The organism is Paractinoplanes ovalisporus (assembly GCF_016834655.1).
In the GTDB taxonomy this organism is placed as follows: domain Bacteria; phylum Actinomycetota; class Actinomycetes; order Mycobacteriales; family Micromonosporaceae; genus Actinoplanes; species Actinoplanes ovalisporus.
Genome location: NZ_JAENHP010000003.1, coordinates 207,025 through 223,758, shown reverse-complemented (window position 1 = coordinate 223,758; position 16,734 = coordinate 207,025). Strand labels below are relative to the sequence as shown.

General features: G+C 71.3%; 20 protein-coding genes and 2 pseudogenes. 14 read left to right on the top strand and 8 right to left on the bottom strand.

The annotated features are described in order from the left end of the window. Positions 1 to 97: 97 nt before the first annotated feature. Positions 98 to 700, top strand: coding sequence for a hypothetical protein (locus JIG36_RS11210; protein ID WP_203376037.1), 603 nt, complete (start codon positions 98 to 100; stop codon positions 698 to 700). Here JIG36_RS11210 and JIG36_RS11205 read toward each other — a convergent pair. The 4 genes and pseudogenes from JIG36_RS11205 to JIG36_RS54005 all read right to left on the bottom strand — a co-directional run bounded on the left by JIG36_RS11205 (position 687) and on the right by JIG36_RS54005 (position 2,519). Next, entirely contained in the window at positions 687 to 1,190 is a 504-nt protein-coding gene (locus tag JIG36_RS11205; protein ID WP_236046634.1) for an ELKS/Rab6-interacting/CAST family protein, read from the bottom strand. The genes JIG36_RS11210 and JIG36_RS11205 overlap by 14 nt on opposite strands. A 52-nt stretch (positions 1,191 to 1,242) precedes the next feature. Further along, positions 1,243 to 1,386, bottom strand: a pseudogene (locus tag JIG36_RS54630) (DEAD/DEAH box helicase family protein); the annotation flags it as partial. Between the two features lie 229 nt (positions 1,387 to 1,615). Next, positions 1,616 to 1,825: pseudogene (locus JIG36_RS11200) on the bottom strand (helix-turn-helix domain-containing protein); the annotation flags it as partial. A 64-nt stretch (positions 1,826 to 1,889) separates the two neighbouring features. Further along, positions 1,890 to 2,519 (bottom strand): HAD family hydrolase, encoded by a 630-nt coding sequence (locus tag JIG36_RS54005; protein ID WP_203376034.1) that lies wholly within the window; start codon positions 2,517 to 2,519, stop codon positions 1,890 to 1,892. Positions 2,520 to 2,546: 27 nt separating this feature from the next. Between JIG36_RS54005 and JIG36_RS11190 the strand changes: the two genes are divergently transcribed. The 8 genes from JIG36_RS11190 (at position 2,547) to JIG36_RS11155 (ending at position 9,092) form a co-directional block, all read left to right on the top strand. Further along, entirely contained in the window at positions 2,547 to 3,338 is a 792-nt protein-coding gene (locus tag JIG36_RS11190) for a thioesterase family protein (protein WP_203376033.1), read from the top strand. An 11-nt stretch (positions 3,339 to 3,349) separates the two neighbouring features. Next, positions 3,350 to 3,895, top strand: coding sequence for a GNAT family N-acetyltransferase (locus JIG36_RS11185; protein ID WP_203376032.1), 546 nt, complete (start codon positions 3,350 to 3,352; stop codon positions 3,893 to 3,895). 133 nt (positions 3,896 to 4,028) lie between these two features. Next, positions 4,029 to 4,817 carry a hypothetical protein gene (locus JIG36_RS11180; RefSeq protein WP_203376031.1) on the top strand — a complete coding sequence of 263 codons (789 nt, stop codon included), beginning with the start codon at positions 4,029 to 4,031 and terminating at the stop codon, positions 4,815 to 4,817. A 37-nt stretch (positions 4,818 to 4,854) separates the two neighbouring features. After that, the gene (locus tag JIG36_RS11175; RefSeq protein WP_203376030.1) at positions 4,855 to 5,424 is read left to right on the top strand and encodes a nucleoside/nucleotide kinase family protein; all 570 of its coding nucleotides are present in this window, start codon (positions 4,855 to 4,857) and stop codon (positions 5,422 to 5,424) included. A 50-nt stretch (positions 5,425 to 5,474) separates the two neighbouring features. Next, entirely contained in the window at positions 5,475 to 5,888 is a 414-nt protein-coding gene (locus JIG36_RS11170) for a YciI family protein (RefSeq protein ID WP_203376029.1), read from the top strand. Further along, on the top strand, positions 5,885 to 7,084 hold the full coding sequence (locus JIG36_RS11165) for an RNA polymerase sigma factor (RefSeq protein ID WP_203376028.1): 1,200 nt from the start codon (positions 5,885 to 5,887) through the stop codon (positions 7,082 to 7,084). The genes JIG36_RS11170 and JIG36_RS11165 overlap by 4 nt, the downstream gene beginning before the upstream one ends. A 70-nt stretch (positions 7,085 to 7,154) precedes the next feature. Next, positions 7,155 to 8,180, top strand: a complete 1,026-nt coding sequence (locus JIG36_RS11160; protein ID WP_203376027.1) for a MerR family transcriptional regulator — start codon at positions 7,155 to 7,157, stop codon at positions 8,178 to 8,180. 57 nt (positions 8,181 to 8,237) lie between these two features. Continuing rightward, positions 8,238 to 9,092 (top strand): dihydrodipicolinate synthase family protein, encoded by an 855-nt coding sequence (locus tag JIG36_RS11155; protein ID WP_203376026.1) that lies wholly within the window; start codon positions 8,238 to 8,240, stop codon positions 9,090 to 9,092. On the opposite strand, the gene JIG36_RS11150 is transcribed toward JIG36_RS11155, so the two are convergent. The 3 genes from JIG36_RS11150 to JIG36_RS11140 form a co-directional block, all read right to left on the bottom strand. Further along, positions 9,005 to 9,547, bottom strand: a complete 543-nt coding sequence (locus tag JIG36_RS11150; protein WP_203376025.1) for a dihydrofolate reductase family protein — start codon at positions 9,545 to 9,547, stop codon at positions 9,005 to 9,007. The genes JIG36_RS11155 and JIG36_RS11150 overlap by 88 nt on opposite strands. A 2-nt stretch (positions 9,548 to 9,549) precedes the next feature. Then, positions 9,550 to 10,551, bottom strand: a complete 1,002-nt coding sequence (locus tag JIG36_RS11145) for a sigma-70 family RNA polymerase sigma factor (RefSeq protein ID WP_203376024.1) — start codon at positions 10,549 to 10,551, stop codon at positions 9,550 to 9,552. A 67-nt stretch (positions 10,552 to 10,618) separates the two neighbouring features. Next, positions 10,619 to 11,116, bottom strand: a complete 498-nt coding sequence (locus JIG36_RS11140) for an NUDIX domain-containing protein (protein ID WP_203376023.1) — start codon at positions 11,114 to 11,116, stop codon at positions 10,619 to 10,621. Between the two features lie 133 nt (positions 11,117 to 11,249). Between JIG36_RS11140 and JIG36_RS11135 the strand changes: the two genes are divergently transcribed. After that, complete coding sequence (locus JIG36_RS11135) at positions 11,250 to 11,852, top strand: DinB family protein (RefSeq protein WP_203376022.1); 603 nt, start codon at positions 11,250 to 11,252, stop codon at positions 11,850 to 11,852. Between the two features lie 195 nt (positions 11,853 to 12,047). Here JIG36_RS11135 and JIG36_RS11130 read toward each other — a convergent pair whose 3' ends face one another. Beyond that, the gene (locus tag JIG36_RS11130) at positions 12,048 to 12,467 is read right to left on the bottom strand and encodes an MFS transporter (RefSeq protein WP_203376021.1); all 420 of its coding nucleotides are present in this window, start codon (positions 12,465 to 12,467) and stop codon (positions 12,048 to 12,050) included. A 237-nt stretch (positions 12,468 to 12,704) separates the two neighbouring features. On the opposite strand from JIG36_RS11130, the gene JIG36_RS11125 reads away from it, so the two are divergent. The 4 genes from JIG36_RS11125 to JIG36_RS11110 are packed head-to-tail and all read left to right on the top strand — an operon-like array spanning position 12,705 to position 16,714. Next, positions 12,705 to 13,721 carry a LacI family DNA-binding transcriptional regulator gene (locus JIG36_RS11125; RefSeq protein ID WP_203376020.1) on the top strand — a complete coding sequence of 339 codons (1,017 nt, stop codon included), beginning with the start codon at positions 12,705 to 12,707 and terminating at the stop codon, positions 13,719 to 13,721. Then, positions 13,718 to 14,974, top strand: coding sequence for a sugar ABC transporter substrate-binding protein (locus tag JIG36_RS11120; protein ID WP_203376019.1), 1,257 nt, complete (start codon positions 13,718 to 13,720; stop codon positions 14,972 to 14,974). Before JIG36_RS11125 ends, JIG36_RS11120 begins: the two co-directional genes overlap by 4 nt. Beyond that, a complete protein-coding gene (locus tag JIG36_RS11115) occupies positions 14,971 to 15,897 on the top strand; it encodes a carbohydrate ABC transporter permease (protein WP_307872668.1) in 927 nt (308 codons plus the stop codon). Before JIG36_RS11120 ends, JIG36_RS11115 begins: the two co-directional genes overlap by 4 nt. After that, a complete protein-coding gene (locus JIG36_RS11110) occupies positions 15,890 to 16,714 on the top strand; it encodes a carbohydrate ABC transporter permease (RefSeq protein ID WP_203376018.1) in 825 nt (274 codons plus the stop codon). The genes JIG36_RS11115 and JIG36_RS11110 overlap by 8 nt, the downstream gene beginning before the upstream one ends. Positions 16,715 to 16,734: the final 20 nt, after the last annotated feature.

Genomic DNA, 16,734 nt, shown 5'->3' with positions numbered 1-16,734 from the left:
GCGAACGGGAATGCCACGAGCGCCGGAAGGTCCGGTCGCCAGGAGTGGGTGATGCCCAGGTCAGGGGTGCCGGAGGCCGGGACCGTAAGCTGCCGCGGTGATCAAGCGGGGATGGCTGGCCGGGCCGATGGTGGCGGCCCTTGTCATGGTCGGTGGCTGCGGCCCGGGACAGGCGATGAGCGTGCCCGAGGGATGCGAACCCGAGGCGGCCGGCGTCACCTGGTCGGCGCCCGGGAGCGAGTTCGTGCTGACCCAGGTCAGTCTCTTCGGGCCGGAGGACCGCACGGTCGGCGCCGAGGGCCAGAACAAGCGGGACGAGCCGTTCCGCCCGTCCATCGAGGGCGTGGACGCACCGGACTCCTGGCTCGCCGCCCTCGCCACCGATCTGGCGCGGCAGAGCAGGAAGGCGGCCTACGCCACGCCGCCCGAGCCCGCGGCCGACGGCACCGGGTTCGGTTTCGGCGGGGACGACGCCGACCACAGCATCGTCTACACCGGTGTCGAACGCCTCGACGCCGGGTTCGAGGTGGCCTGCTCCCCCACCGTCCGGGGCACCTTCCACACCTGGACGGACACCCGGATCGGCGGCGTGGCCTGTGCCTACAGCGACGGCGTCGAGCTCACCGCGTACGACCGCCTGGCCCTGAAGTTCTGCCCGACACCGGTCACGGCGCCGCCCAGCGCTACTAGTGCTGGATGAGGAAACTGTCCACGGCGTCGAGGATGAAGACACTCGGGTCACCGCCGCGGTCCTTGATGTCGAGCATCTCCCGCAGGTGGCTCGTGGTCAGGAACAGAATGACCTTCTTCTCCTGGTTGAACACCATTTGCGGCGCCGCAGAGTCGACTCGTGCGGCGGCTTGTTGCAGACGCCGCAGCAGCCCGTCGACGCCGGCGGTGACCTCGACCGGCGGCTGACCGCCGACGGGACCGCGCAGAACTCGATGACGGCCGGCACGATGTCGACCCCGCGGCGTTCCAGGGAGCGGGTCAGGTAAGTCGTCCAGCAGGGGCGTCTTGACGCTGTTGGGCGAGAGCACGGCCACCAGCACGTCCCCGGCGGCGTCCGGCAGCATGTCCGACACCTCGGCCGTGACCCGCACATCGGCTGCGCCGAGTTCCGCCGCCAGCCGCTCGATCGCCGCGCGGTCGTCGTCCACCCCGTTGCGGTCCCGGATGACCTCGGCCATTCGGGCGGCGAGAGTGCCGTGCGACGTCAGATAGAGCGGCCCGGCGTGCGTGCCCCTCCTCGAGCACCAGGCCGAGCAGGTGCGCGATCACGGCCGACCGGCCCGTGCCCGGCGTCAGCACCACGCTCATCCGGCGATGGCCCTCGGCGATCGCGGCCTCGATGGCGGCGAGGGCCTCGTTCTGATGCGGGCGCAGTCCGGGAGCCAGGCCGATCTCGCGGCCGTCGGGGGTCAGCGCCGGTGGATGCCCGGCCGCTTCCCGGCGCGGCTCCCCGCGGAGTTCCCCGGTCTTGCGCGCCGGCTCCTGGAGAGCTTCCTCGGCGTGTGCGGGGCGCGCGGCCGCCGGAGGACTGCTCCGCAGATCGGGCGGCGCAGCACCCCCTCGTCGAGGATCGCCCAGATGAACGGCCCGTCGGGCTGGTTCAGACGCCGTAGAGCGTGAGCAGGTCGGCGATGTCCCGTTCCTTGAAGCCGATGCGACCCAGCTCCATGCGGGTGATCTTCGACTCGGACGCGCGGATGCGGTAACCGGCCTCCGCGCGGCTCAGGCCCCGGGTCAGCCGCAGATCACGCAGCCGGACCCCGAGCTGGATGCGGCGGACGGTGGAGCTGCCGCTGAACGTGTCTCCACTCACCTCGCCACTCCACTGTGGTCACCGGTCGCGTCAGCATAGCGGTCCGGCCGGGTCAGGGAACCGCCTACAGCGGCAGCAGATCGGTCAGGCGGTTGACGGTCACCGTGGGCCGCACGCCGGGCGGCAGGACAGCGCAACCGCTGCGGTCGACAAAGGCGGTCGCGATGCCGAGTTCCTGCGCCCCGATGAGGTCGGACGCCGGCGAATCACCCACGTGGATCACCTCCGCCGCCGTAAGGCCGAGCAGCGACAACGCCATCTCGAAAGGCTCCGGCCGGGGTTTGTAGGCGCGGGCGTCCTCGCTCGTCACCACGTGGTCGACGGTCACGCCCAACGAGGCCAGCAAACCAACCAGATGGTTGCGGTCGGCGTCCGAAACGAGGCACACGGGCACCGACAGCGCGGCCAGGAAAGGCGCGGCGTCGGGGAACAACGCGGCCGGGGGAACCGGGCGCGGCGGCAGCACGAACCCGAAGTGGGCGGCCGTCAGCGCGAGGGACGCCGATTCCAGGTCGGCCAGCGTACGGAAGCCGACACCGTGCGCGCCGTCGGCGGCGGCCCACAGGTGGGACTCCCAGACCTGGGCGACCGAAGCGGCTGGTACACCGGCCAGATCAGCGAGCTGCGAGACGTACGGGGAATCGTCGTCGACCACAAGTGTGCCGAACACGTCAAGCAGAATCGCTTTGTACACGCCCGGATCCTAGGGCACGGTAAGGCGATGAAGACCTTCACGGAGGCGACCGCGCTGGTCGCCGGCGACGGGGCCCTGGAGGCCGACCTCGACCCGCAGTGGGCGGTCGGGGACAAGCTGCACGGCGGCTACATCATGGCCCTGCTGGGCCGGGCCGTGGCACGCAGCGCCGAGCTCCCCCACCTGGTGTCGATGAGCGCGACGTTCCTGCGCCCACCCGCCCCCGGGCGGGCCACCGTCACCGTCGAGCCGCTGCGCTCCGGGCGTACGGCCGGCATGTTCCGGGCCCGCCTCGAGCAGGAGGGCGTTCCGTGCGCCGAGGCGCTGGTCACCCAGGGTGTGCTCGACGATGCGGCGCCGTGGTGGGGCCGGGCCAAACCGCCGGCGCTGCCGCCCGAGGAGGAGTGCATGCGGCTGCCCAGCGAGGCGCCCGGCTCCCCGTTCCCGGTGCCGCTGCTCGACCTCGTGGAGCACCGCCTCGACCCGGCCTGCCTCGGGTTCGCGGTGGGCCGGCCCGCCCAGGACGGCCGCACCGCAGGGTGGCTGCGGCTCACCGGCGGCGACGACTGGGACCCGCTGAGCCTGCTGATCGCGACCGACCCCGCTCCCCCGATCTCGCTCACCCTGGGCGTGACCGGCTGGGCGCCGACGCTGAGCCTGACCGCTTACGTGCGGCGACTGCCCGCCCCGGGCCCGCTGCGCTTCGTCATGACCTCCAGCGAGATCACGTCGGGGCGCATGGACGAGGTGGTCGAGGTGTGGGACTCGGCCGACACGCTGGTGGCGCAGGCGACCCAGCTGGCCGCCGTCCGGGTCTAGGCTCGGATTTTGTGATCACCGTTGCCCGCCCCGAGGACCGTCCGGCGATTGTCGGCGCCCTCGTGGCCGCGTTCGTGAACGATCCCGTCCTGCGGCACCTGTTCCCGGACGACACGACCTACCCGGCGTACGCGGAAGCCTTTTTCGGGGTCTGCTTCGACAAGCGGGTCGACCGGCGCACCGTCTGGACGATCCAGCAGGGCGCGGCCACCGCGATCTGGGAGCCGCCGGACGTCGACCACCCGTCGGACAACCTGGCCGCCGAGCTGCCCGAGGCCGAGCTCAAACGGGTCCGGCAGTACGACGAGGCCGTGCACGCCGCCCTGCCCGCGGGCCCGTTCTGGTATCTGGGCGTGCTCGGCACCCACCCCGACTTCACGGGCCGCCGCTGGGCCCAGGCCGTCATGCATGCGGGTCTCGACCGGGCCGCCGCCGACGGGCTGCCCGCGGTGCTCGAGACCAGCAACCCGGCCAATGTCGAGTTCTACCGCCGCGCCGGCTGGCAGGTGGTGAACGAGATCAGCGATCCGCTGCCGGTGTGGGTGATGCAGCGCTAGCTGGACGGCCGCCGGCGCAGATCCGCGGTATGGGATCGACCACTTTGCGCACGTCGGACGGGTTCACGGGGTCTCACCGCGAGCGGAGATCGTTTAGGGTTTCCGGGCTGCTTCGCTCAACGGGGGGAAACTTTTGAAGCGCTACGGCTCAGCCCTGCTCGTTCTCACCACGGCCGGTGCCCTGCTGGCCGGCTGCGGTGTGCCGACTGTCGGCATCCGTGCCGTGTCGCCCGCCTCGGGGGCCAGCGGCGCCCCGGCCCCGGACGGGAGCGCGGCCCCCGACCCGGCGACCGACGACGCGACCGAGGTCTTCAAGGCGGCCCTGCGCAAGACCCACAACGCCACCTACAAATACAGCGTGAACAGCCAGCTGCCCGACAAGCAGCGGGTCACCGGCACCGGCGCCTACGACCGGCGCACCAGGAAGATGCAGACCACCATGAAGTACACCGGCGGCGTCAACCCGCACACCACGCAGACCGTGGTGATCGGCGACGACCTCTGGCAGAAGGAGCCCGGCGAGAGCCGCTGGGTGCACCTGGACATGGCCAAGCTCAAGAAGGACAGCTACCTGCGCGTCGACATGACCGACCCGGTCGGGCTGGCCGCGTTCAGCGGCGCGATCAAGACCGTGCGCCGGACCGGCCCGAACACGTTCGCCGGCACGTTCGACCCCAACCCGGCCGACACCGACGAGTTCCTGCCGCTGGGCGCGCCCAGCATCATCGTGTTCAGCATCTTCGGGCCGGATGCCGAGTTCAGCGCCACCACCGACGCCAACGGCTGGGTGACGATCGTCAACGCCAAGATCGTCGCCAAGGAGACGGTCAAGATGACCACGAAGTTCTCCGGTCACGGCCAGTCGTCCGGCATCAAGAAGCCGTCGCGGACCGCGGAGGCGGCCGATTTCTACTACGACTGACCGCGTCGCCGCCCTGCTGCCGCCCGGCGCGCCCCGGGTGGCGGTCGACGGGGTGGACGGCGTCGGCAAGACGACCTTCGCCCGTGAGCTGGCCCGCAGCCTGAACGACCGCGGCCGCCCCGTCGTGCAGGTTTCGGCCGACGACTTTCTCCACCCGGCTCCCGTACGCCATCAGCGCGGTCGCCATTCCCCCGAGGGGTTCTGGCTCGACAGCTACGACTACCCCGCCCTGATCGAGCGGGTGCTGCTGCCCCTGGGCCCCGGCGGTGACCGCCGCTACCACCGCAGCGTGGACACACCCTGCCCCGAGACCGCACCCACCGGCGCCGCGCTGATCGTCGACGGCCTGTTCCTGCACCGCGACGAGCTGCGCGGGCTCTGGGAGTTCACGGTCTTCCTGGAGGCGCCGTTCGAGGTGACCGTGCCGCGGATGGCCGCCCGCGACGGCTCCCACCCCGACCCGGCACATCCCAGCCAGGCCCGCTACGTCGGCGGGCAGCGCCTCTACTTCGCCGCCTGCGACCCGCGGACCAGGGCCGACGTCCTCATCGACCACTCCGACCTGGAAAGTCCGAGAATTCTCCGGGGAGACTGTCGAAATCCGTAGGCCGGCCCCGTTCAGGGGGTGAGAGTGACCAACGAGGAGTGGAGCCGGACATGCCGAAGTACATCCTGATCGTCGATCACCGCCCGGGCGCCGTCGAGACGCCGATGGACGAGTGGAAACCGGCCGACGTACAGGCCCACATGGACTACTACGGCGCGCTGCGCCAGGAACTGCTCGACAGCGGTGAGCTCGTCGACCAGCACGCGCTGACCGGGCCCGAGTTCGCCCGGGAGGTCACCAGCGACGGCGGCCCGCCCGTGGTCACCGACGGCGTGTTCCCCGAATCCAAGGAGTTCCTGGCCGGCTTCCAGATCGTCGAGGTCGTCTCCGAGCAGCGCGCGTTCGAGATCGCCGCCAAGGTGTCGGCCGTGCCGGGGCCGGGCGGGGTGCCGCTGCAGCAGCCGATCGGGGTGCGCCGGGTGATGGACGACTCCGACTTCGAGGCGCTGACCGCCGAGCGGTGAGCGGCCCGGACCGGATCGACGACCTGCTGCGCGCCCTCGCGCCGCAGGTCGTCGGCGTGCTCACCCACCGGTTCGGCGACTTCGAGGCGGCCGAGGACGCGGTGCAGGAAGCCCTGCTGGCGGCGGCCACGCACTGGCCGGTGGACGGCACACCGGAGAACCCGCGCGGCTGGCTGATCCAGACGGCGACGCGCAAGATGCTCGACCAGCTGCGCGGCGAGCAGGCCCGGCGCCGCCGCGAGATCACGGCCGCGCTGCGCGAACCGGCCGGGGCCGCCTACGACCGGGACGACACGCTCGACGTGCTGCTGATGTGCTGCCACCCGGCGCTGGGCGACGCCGCGGCGGTCGCGTTGACCCTGCGGGCGGTCGGCGGGCTGACCACGGCCGAGATCGCGCGGGCGTTCCTGGTGCCCGAGCCGACCATGGGCCAGCGGATCAGCCGGGCCAAGCAGCGCATCCGCGGGGTGCCGTTCGACTCGTCGGCCACCCGGCTGACGGCCGCCCTGCGGGTGCTCTACCTGATCTTCAACGAGGGGTACGCGAGCAGCGGCGACGCCGTGCACCGGGTCGAGCTGTCGGCCGAGGCGATCCGGCTGACCCGGATGGTGTGGCAGCGACGGCCCGAAGACGGCGAGGTGGCCGGGCTGCTGGCGCTGATGCTGCTCACCGACGCGCGCCGCCCGGCCCGCACGGGAACCGGCGGGCAGCTGGTGCCCCTGGCCGAGCAGGACCGATCCCGGTGGGACGCCGACCTGATCAAGGAGGGCACGGCGATCCTCGACGCCGCGTTCCGGCGCGGGCAGGTCGGCGAATACCAGCTGCAGGCGGCCATCGCGGCCCTGCACGATCGCGCGCCCTCGGTGACCGCCACCGACTGGCCGCAGATCGTCGCGCTCTACGGGTTGCTCGAACGGATGACGGCCAGCCCGGTGGTGGCGCTGAACCGGGCGATCGCGGTGGCGATGGTGGACGGGCCGGCCGCGGGTCTCGACCTGGTGGCGGCGCTGGAGGCGCGGCTGGACGGGCATCACCGGGTCGCGGCCACGCGGGCTCACCTGCTCGAACTCGCGGGCGACGACGTGGGGGCGGCCGCCGCCTACCGGGTGGCCGCGGCGGCGACGACCAGCGAGCCGGAGAAGCGGTACCTGACCCTGCGGGCGGCGCGGCTGAACGCCCGTACGGCGGGACCTTGACTTTGACCTTGGGGGAAGGCCCAGCGTGGCGGGTGCCGGTCGCGGTGACCGGCACGAGGAGGATGTCGCTGTGGCTCTGCTGACGATCGGGGCGTTCGCCCGGGCGGCGAGGCTGACCCCGAAGGCGTTGCGGCTCTACGACGAGATGGGCCTGCTGACCCCGGCCGCCGTGGACGCCGAGTCGGCCTACCGCTACTACGACGAGGCGCAGCTCGGGCACGCGCATCTGATCGGCCGGCTGCGCTCGATCGGCATGCCGCTGGAGGAGATCCGCACGGTGTGCTCGCTGCCGCCCGTCGAGGCGGCGGCCGCGGTCGAGGTCTTCTGGCGCCAGGTCCGCGCCGACACGGCCGCCCGGGCGCGACTGACATCCGACCTCGTTCGGCACCTGTCCGGAAAGGACAAGAGCATGAGCGATTTCCTGTACGCGGCGACGACCGACCCCGGCACGACGCGTGACGACAACGAGGACCGTGCGTACGCGGGGCCGGACCTGGTCGCCGTGGCCGACGGCGTCCGCGGACCGTTCGGCGGCGCGGCGGCCGAGGCGGCGATCGACGCCCTGAAGCAGGCGGCGGGCGCCTCGCTCGGGGACCTCGCCGACGCGGTGGAGGCCGGCGACCGGGCGATCCGGGCCCTGTCCCCGGCCGACCAACCGGCGACGACGCTGACCGCGCTGGTGCGCCAGGGGTCCCGGCTGGCGCTGGTGCACGTCGGCGACACCCGCGTCTATCTGCTGCGCAACGGCGGGATGACGCTGCTGACCCAGGACCACACCTGGGTGCAGACCCAGGTCGACCAGGGCAGACTCTCACCGGACGAGGCGGCCGGGCACGAACGGCGGGCCCTGCTCGTGCGGGCCCTGGGCGCGGGTGACGGCGTCGAGGCCGACCTGGCGCTGCGGACGGCGCTGCCCGGCGACCGGTATCTGCTCTGCTCGGACGGCCTGCACACGGTGGTGCCGCGCGCGGACCTGCAGGCGGCTCTGGTCGCGGCGGCCGGCCCTCAACAGGTGGTCGACCGGTTGGTCACCGCCGCCCGCGAGGCCGGCGCGACGGACAACATCGCGTGCGCCGCATATTTCAGCGCTGCTTAACGGTGGCCGAGCACAATTAAATAGACCTTCCCGTACGGGGCTGGGACCGTGACCGGCATGACTCTCCGTGGCCTGTACGTCCCGTTGATCACCCCGTTCGCCGCCGACGGCTCGGTGGCCCTGACCGCTTTGGAACAGCTGGCCCACGACTGCCTGGACGCCGGCGCGACCGGGCTGGTCGCCTTGGGAACCACCGCCGAGCCGTCGGCGCTGTCCCCGGCCGAGCGGTCGTCGGTTCTTGGCCTGCTCACCCGGGTCGCCCGTGATCGCTCGGCCCCGCTGATCGTCGGCGGGGACGAGGTGCCCGCGTCGGCCGCGGCGGCGCTCACCCTGGTGCCGCCGTTCGTGCGGCCGGGCGAGGACGGGGTGGTGGCCTACCTGTCGTCGGTGGCCGCCCGCAGTGCGGTGCCGCTGGTCGTCTACCACGTGCCGTACCGCACCGGGCAGACGCTGTCGGTGGACGCGCTGCGCCGGATCGCGGCCATCGACGGGGTGGCCGGCATCAAGCTGGCCGCGGGCGGGATCGACGCCGACGTGATCGCGCTGATGGCCGACCCGCCGCGCGACTTCGCGATCCTCGGCGGGGACGACGCGTTCATCTCACCGCTGCTGGCGCTGGGCGCGCACGGCGGGATCCTGGCCTCGGCCCACATCGAGACCAGCGCTTACGCGTCCCTGGTCTCGATGTGGGACCCGGCGCTGGGGCACCGGCTGGCCCGGTTGTCGCTGGCCCTGTTCGCCGAGCCCAACCCCACCGTGATCAAGGCCGCGCTGCACGCCGACGGCCGCATCCCGACCGCCGGCGTACGGCTGCCGCTGCTGCCCTACCTGCGTACGCTCAACCAGATCGTCGGGGTCGGGCCGGCCGTCGAGGAGATCTCGTCGAGCGCCACGAACGTGCCGCCGGCCTGACGGAACAGCGGCGTGCCGTCGCCCAGCAGCACCGGGGCGACGAACACCAGGATCTCGTCGAGCAGACCGGCCTCCAGGCACTGGGCGGCCACGTCGGCGCCGAGGACGCAGACGTACTTGTCGCCGGCCGCTTCCTTGGCCGCCTGCACCGCCGTCGACAGGTCGGTGACGAACGTGCTGCCCGGTGTGGCCTGCGCGGGCGGGTTGTGGGTGAGCACGAACTCCGGGCCCGACCACAGGCCGCTGAAGGCGCCCTCCTGGTCGGTGCCGGCGTTCGGGTCGTTGCCGTGGTAGGTGCGGGCCCCCGTGAGCAGAGAGCCGATCTGCTGCCAGAGCCCGTCGGCGACCTCGTGCGGGCCGGTCTCGGGCAGTTTGGTCATCCAGGTCATGTCGCCGTCCGGCCCGGCGATGAAGCCGTCGAGGGACATGGTCGCGGAGTACAGAAGTTTTGCCATGGTCATAACGACGGTAGCGGCGCCGAAAACTCATCGGGCAGCCCGAACACGGCGAACAGCGACGGCGTGTGGAAGGCCGTGATCTCGCTGATCCGGCCGCGCTCCACGGTGACGACCCCGATCCCGAAGCCGGCGTACGCCGGAGCGCCCGGCGGCCTCACGTAGGTGGCCGCCGCCAGCTGGCCGTTGGCCGCGGTCGGCACCACGCGGAACTCCCCCACGTAGTCCGGCCCGTCCGGGTTCCAGCTCAGCGACAGGGCCTCGAGCACCGACGGGCGGCCGAGGAACCATTCCGCGTACGGGGGCATGGTGGTCCGCACGTCCTCGGCGAGCAGCCCGGCCATCTCGTCGAGGTCGCCGCGTTCGACGGCGCTCATGTAGCGCCGCAGCAGCCGCCGGTCCTCGTCGCTGGGCGGTGCGGCCGGCGCCCAGTCCATCCGGCCCGGTGGCAGGTGTTCGCGCAGCGTGGCCCGGGCCCGCTGCAGAGCACTGTTGACCGACGCCACCGTGCCGTCCAACGCGCCCGCCGTCTGCCGGGCGGGCCAGCCGAGCACGTCGTGCAGGATCACCACCGCGCGCTGGCGGGCCGGCAGATGCTGAATGGCGGCGAGGAAGGCCAGCTCGAGCGTCTCCCGGGCGACCGCGGCGGCCTCGGGCTCCTGGTCACGCGGGGCGACGTACAGGTGGTCGGGAAACGGCTGCAGCCAGGTCACCTCGGCCGGCACCGCCCGCGTCTCGTGGAAACTGGCCGACGGCGGCCCCACGTGGTGCGGCAGAACAACCCGCCGCTTCCGGCCGTCGAGGTGGTCGAGGCACGCGTTGGTGGCGATCCGGTAGAGCCAGACCCGCAGCGACGACCGCCCTTCGAAGGTGTCGCGGCCGCGCCAGGCTCGCAGGAACGTCTCCTGCACGAGGTCTTCCGCCTCGTCGAAGGAGCCGAGCATGCGGTAGCAGTGCACGCGCAGCTCACCGCGGTAGCGCTCACCCTCCACTTCCAGATCCACCCGGGCGACGCTACCCGAGCCGCCGCCGGTGGCGGGGGTGGCATCGACCGTGCGCTTCCGGAGCTCGTCAGAGGCCGAGCGGGACCGGCCGGTCGGGCGTCCCGGTCGTGAGCAGTGCCGTCAACGGTGTCACCAGGTCGCGGGGTGAGAACAGCTCGGATCCCTGGTATCCGGTGATCTCCGAGAGGTGCCACCACCGGAACCCGTCCAGCTTCTCCTGGGCGACGAGCTGCTCGTCGGCCACCTCGCCGCGGGGCTGGAAATGAGCCGCGCGGACGAGGAAGTAGTCGTTGACGATGGCGGGTGCACGGTCGACGGCCGCAACTTCCTGGTGCCAGACGTGGGGTGGATCGGCGCCGATCGCCAGACCGGTCTCTTCCAGCAGTTCCCGGCGCAGTGCCGTCAGCGGTTCCTCACCGGGTTCGATGCCGCCGCCGGGGGCCGCCCAGACAGCGGTCGCCGCCGCCGGCACCGCCGGGTGGGGAAAGACGAACCGGCAGAGCAGGATCCGGTCGTCCTCATCCAGGATGACCGCCCGCACAGCGCGGCGCGGACCGGCGGTCACGGCATGCCCGGCAGGTCAACGAGACGGACGATGATCGGCACCGCGGCAGACTACCAACGACCTCACCGGTCAGCTGTCCGCTCCTCGGGTGCGCTCCGGCTGACGGCTCGTACCGGCCTGGCAGGATGGCCGGATGGTCACCGCACCCAAGGATGTGTTGAAGACTTATCTCCAAGGGGCACGCGATGTGCTGCTCTGGAAGCTGGACGGACTTTCCGAGCGTGAGCAGCGGTTGCCGCTCACGCCGACCGGCACCAACCTGCTGGGCCTGGTCAAGCACGCGCTGAACACCGAGGTGATCTACTTCGGCCCTACCTTCGGCCGCACATGGCCCACACCGGACGAACTGGTGTCCCCCGACGACCCTGACCCGCTGGCCGGCTGGTACGCCACCGAGACGGAGACCGCCGCCGGGATCACGGACCTCTACCGTCGCGTCCAGGCGTTCGCCGACGAGACCATCGACACCCTGACACTGGAAACGGTCGGGCACGTCGCCCACTGGGGCGGCGCGGCCGTCACGCTCCACGAGATCATGGTCCACAAGACCGCCGACCTGCAGCGCCACGCCGGCCACGCCGACATCCTCCGCGAGCAGCTCGACGGTTCCGTCGGCCTGCTGCCGCGCCACAGCAACATGCCGTCCGCCACCGACTGGCCGACCCACACCAAGCGGTTGACAGCGATCGCCGACCGATACGACGGACGTCCCACCGGGGTGCCCGCCGACTCGTAGGTGACGCCCGGCGCAGGGTCAGCGCGGTCCGCACCGAGGCGGCGTCGACCTCGGTCGCGCTGGTCACGACAAACGCGATGTCTTGCGCCCGGCCACGAAGGACGGCGTGGGAAGGCTCGATGCCGGCGCGCCGGCCGGCCTCAACGCTCAGCGGATGCGGGCTCAACCAGCATCGGATCACAGGCACGGCCGGGATCAGTCGGCCGGCTCAGCCGAGCCGGCCGCACGCCGGGACCGGATGAGCAGCCCGGCCGCGACCAGCGCGAGCACGAACAGCGCCGCCCCGCCGAGGAACGCGACGCGATACCCGTGGACCCCGGAGTGACCGACCACGGCGGAGACATAGAGGGTGTTGAGCAACTCCGGACCGATCGCGCCGCCCACCTGCTGGGTCGCGCTGATCATCGCGCTGGCCACGCCGGTGTCGGCGGAATCGATGCCGGCCAGGGCGGCGTTGGGCAGCGCCACGAGGAAGAGCCCGAGCCCGGCCCCGGTCAACACCATCGCGGGCAGCACGACCACCAGGTAGCCGGACGAGGCCTGAATCAGGCCGAGCACCAGAGTCCCGGCCAGGGTCACCCCGATACCACCGCTCAGGAGCCGCTTGGTGCCCACGCTGGTGACCAGCGGAGCGCACCGTAGACGCCGAAGGCCCGGGCCCGCTCGGACGCGTCGGTGAAGGTGACCGCGATCAGCGACAGCGCGGCCGGGGCCAGCAGCGCCGCGAAGGCTCCCTGCAGGGCACGCCCGGCGACGCCGAGGGGCTTGCGGGGGGTTTGGGGCTAATCGCTGATCGTGAATACGGCGGCGCTCCGGGTTTCGGCGGTATTACCGCGGGGTTACGTTGCCGCCATGGCGATGAAAGCGCTTTCAAAGGCGACCATCTATCAGGTCGCCCAGCGGGCCGGCGTGTCCATCGCCACCGTGTCGCGTGCGTTGCGCGACTCCGACCTGGTCACGCCCGAGACCCGGGAACGGGTGCATGCCGCCGCCCGGGAGCTTCAGTTCACGCCCAGCCGGCCGGCCCGGTCGCTGGCCGAAGGGCGCCACGCGGCCAACGGCATCGTGTTCCCCGACCTGGTGGGGCCCTACTACGCCGAGGTGGTGCTCGGCTATGAGGCCACCGCGGGCAGCCTCGGCAGCAGCGTGCTGATCCTGGCCACCAACGGCCGCCCGGACGCCGAGGCCGCGGTCCGCGAGCTGGCGGGCCGCGTCGACGGGCTCACCGTCATGGGCCGCACGGTCGGCGACGACGTCGTCCGGGGGATCGCCAGCACAGGGCTGCCGATGGTGCTGCTCGCCCGCGATCCCGTCGACGGCGTGGACACCGTGCGGGCCGGCAACACCAACACCGCCAAGGCCCTGGCCGAGCACCTGCTCGGGCACGGGCACCGGACGATCACGTTTCTCGGCGATCCGGACGGCTCGTCCGACGTCGCCGGGCGTTTCGCGGGCGTCAGAGCGGCGCTCGCGGGAACCGACGCGCTGCTTTCCCTCGTACGGGGAAACGGGCTTGATCTTGACTCTGGGCGCACGGCCGCGCGGCAGATCCTGGCCGACCGGCCCGACGCCGTGGTGTGCGCGAACGACGAGGCCGCGCTCGGTGTGCTGCTGGCGGCCGAGGAAGCCGGTCTGGACGTGCCGCGGGACCTGGCCGTGACCGGCTGGGACGACCTGCTCGCGGCGCGTTTCGCGGGACTCACCACCGTACGGCAGCCGATGCGTGAACTCGGCGCGACGGCCGCCCGCTGGCTGAACCGCCGCATCAACGAACCCCCATTGGAGAACACCGCCGCCCGCCGCCGGATCCTCGCCACCGAGGTGGTGATCCGGCGCAGCTGCGGCGTGCACGAGGAGGTGCATCCATGAGACAACGATGGCTGGCCGTCGCGACGAGCGCGGCCCTGATCGCCGGTGTGACCGCCGGTTGCGGACGCGATTCCGGCGGCGGCGAGGAGTCCGCCAAGGGTGTCGCCGAGGGCAAGGCCACCGGCGAGATCACCGTGTGGGCGATGGGCACCGAGGGCGAGAAGCTGGGCGAGTTCGCCAAGGCCTTCACCGCCGAGAACCCGGACGCCAAAGTGAGCGTGACGGCGGTGCCGTGGGACTCGGCCGGGCAGAAGATCACGAGCGCGATCGCGGCCAAGGCCACCCCGGACGTGTCGATGATCGGCACCACGATGCAGGGCGAGATCGCCAAGACCGGCGCGCTCGACCCGACCCCGACCGACCTGTTCCAGAAAGACTCGTTCTTCCCGGGCGCCTGGGACACCACGGTCGTGGACGACACCCCGTACGGCGTGCCCTGGTATGTCGAGACCCGCGGCATCTTCTATCGCACTGATCTCGCGGAGAAGGCCGGCTACCCGGACGGCCCGAAGACGTGGGACGACCTCAAGGCCATGGCCAAGGCGATGCAGACCAAGGCCGGCGCCAAGTGGGGCATCAACCTGCAGCCGGGCAAGACCGGCAGCTGGCAGTCGATCCTGCCGTTCGGCTGGTCCAATGGCGCCGAGATCGCCTCCGACGACAAGTACACGTTCGACACCCCGCAGATGACCGAGGCGCTGACCTACTACCAGTCCTTCTTCAAGGAGAAGCTGGCCCCGAACGACCTGCCCCAGGGCGCTCTGGAACCGGCCTTCGCCAAGGGTGAGATCGGCGCCTTCATGTCCGGCCCGTGGCACGTCGGGATCCTCAACGAGCAGGGCGTCAAGGGCAAGTTCGCGGTCGCGCCGATGCCGTCCAGGCAGTCGTCGACCTCGTTCATCGGCGGCAGCAACATCGCCGTGTTCAAGGACGCCAAGAACCGCGACGCCGCCTGGAAGTTCATCCAGTGGCTGAGCAAGCCCGAGGTGCAGGCCAAGTGGTACCAGGCGGTCAGCGACCTGCCGGCCGTGCAGTCGGCCTGGGACGACTCGGCGCTGAGCAACGACCCGATGCTCAAGGTGTTCGGCGAGCAGCTCAAGTCGGCCAAGGCGCCGCCCACGTTCCCGTCGTGGACCCAGGTGGCGGCGACCTTCGACACCGAGGCCGAGAAGGTGTGCGTCGGCGGGAGCGACCCCGCGGCCGCGCTGAAGGCGGTGCAGAGCCAGGCTGATTCCATCGGCACCGGATCGTGACGGCCCTCGCCGAGCGGCCGGTGACCGCCGCGCCCGAAGCGATCCGCAAACGGCGGAGAAAATGGACGGGCTGGGCCTTCGCGGCGCCCTTCACGGTCCTGTTCCTCGTGTTCGCGTTGCTGCCCGTGGTGGCCTCGCTGGTCATGAGCGTCACGGACATGAGAGCAACCGATCTGCGTACGCCGCTGGCCGTCGACTTCGTCGGCCTCGACAACTACACGAGGCTGTTCTCCGACGACCTGTTCCTGCGCTCGGCCGTCAACACGCTCGTCTTCGTCGTCATCGGGGTGCCGCTCACGATCGTGGCGGCCCTCGCGGCGGCGAACGGCCTCAACTCGGGCCTGATCCGGTTCCGCGCGGTGTTCCGGGTCGGCTTCTACCTGCCCGTGGTCACCAGCATCGTCGCCATCGCGGTGATCTGGCGGTTCCTGCTCGACCCCGAGGCCGGCCTGGTCGACAACCTGCTCGGCCTGGTCGGCATCCAGGGCCCGAACTGGCTGGGCGACTCCAGCACGTCGCTCGGCTCGATCATCGTGATGGCGGCGTGGCGCAACTTCGGCTCGCTCATGGTGATCTTCCTGGCGGCGCTGCAGGGCATTCCGAACGACCTGTACGAGGCGGCCCGGCTCGACGGGGCGGGGCGGTGGCAGCAGTTCAGCCGCATCACGATCCCGCTCATGCGGCCGGCCCTGCTGTTCGGGGCGGTCATCACCGGCATCGGCTATCTGCAACTGTTCGAGGAGCCGCTGGTCATGACCCAGGGCGGGCCGCTGAGCTCGACCCTGTCGGTGAGCTACCACATCTACAACCAGTTCGGGTTCGGCAACTACGGCTACGCGGCCGCCGCCTCGTACGTGCTGTTCGTCGCCATCGTCGCCCTGTCCGTGCTGCAGTTCCGGCTTCTGGGGAACCGCGATGACTAGAGACCGCGTGGCCAAGATCTCCCTGTACGCGATCCTGTGCGCGGGCCTGCTGGCGGTGGTCGGCCCGTTCCTGTGGATGCTGCTGTCGTCGTTCAAGCCGGAGGCCGACATCCGTTCGGTGCCGCCGACCTGGTGGCCGTCGACGTGGACGCTCGACCACTACCGGGAGCTGTTCGACCGGCTCGACTTCCCGCAGTACTTCGCCAACTCGGCGATCGTGGCCGTGCTGGTGACCGCGGGCAACCTGCTGTTCTGCTCGCTGCTCGGCTACGCCCTGGCCAAGCTCGACTTCCCGGGCCGGCGGGCGCTGTTCCTGACCGTGCTGGGCATGCTCATGGTGCCGGGCATGGTGACCTTCGTGCCGCAGTTCGTGCTGGTCAGCAACATGGGACTCGCCAACACGTACGCGGGCCTGGTGTTGCCGTTCCTGGCCGGCCCGTTCGGGGTGTTCCTGATGCGCCAGTTCCTGCTGTCCATCCCGGACGACCTGATCGAGGCCGCCCGCGTGGACGGCGCCGGCGAGTGGCGGATCTTCTGGCGGGTCGTGCTGCCGCTGTGCAAACCGGCCCTGGCCACGCTGGGGATCCTGACATTCCTGAGCTCGTGGAACAACTTCCTGTGGCCGCTCGTGGTGGCGACCACCGACGACAAGTACACGCTTCCGGTCGCGTTGGCGCTGTATGCCATCGGGCAGAACCGCATCTATTACGGGCTGCTGCTCGCGGGAGCCGTGGTCGTCGTCGTTCCCGTCCTGATCGTGTTCCTGGCGTTGCAGCGGCACTTCATGCGCGGCATCGCCACCACCGGACTCAAGTGACGCTCGTTCGTAAGTCCTCA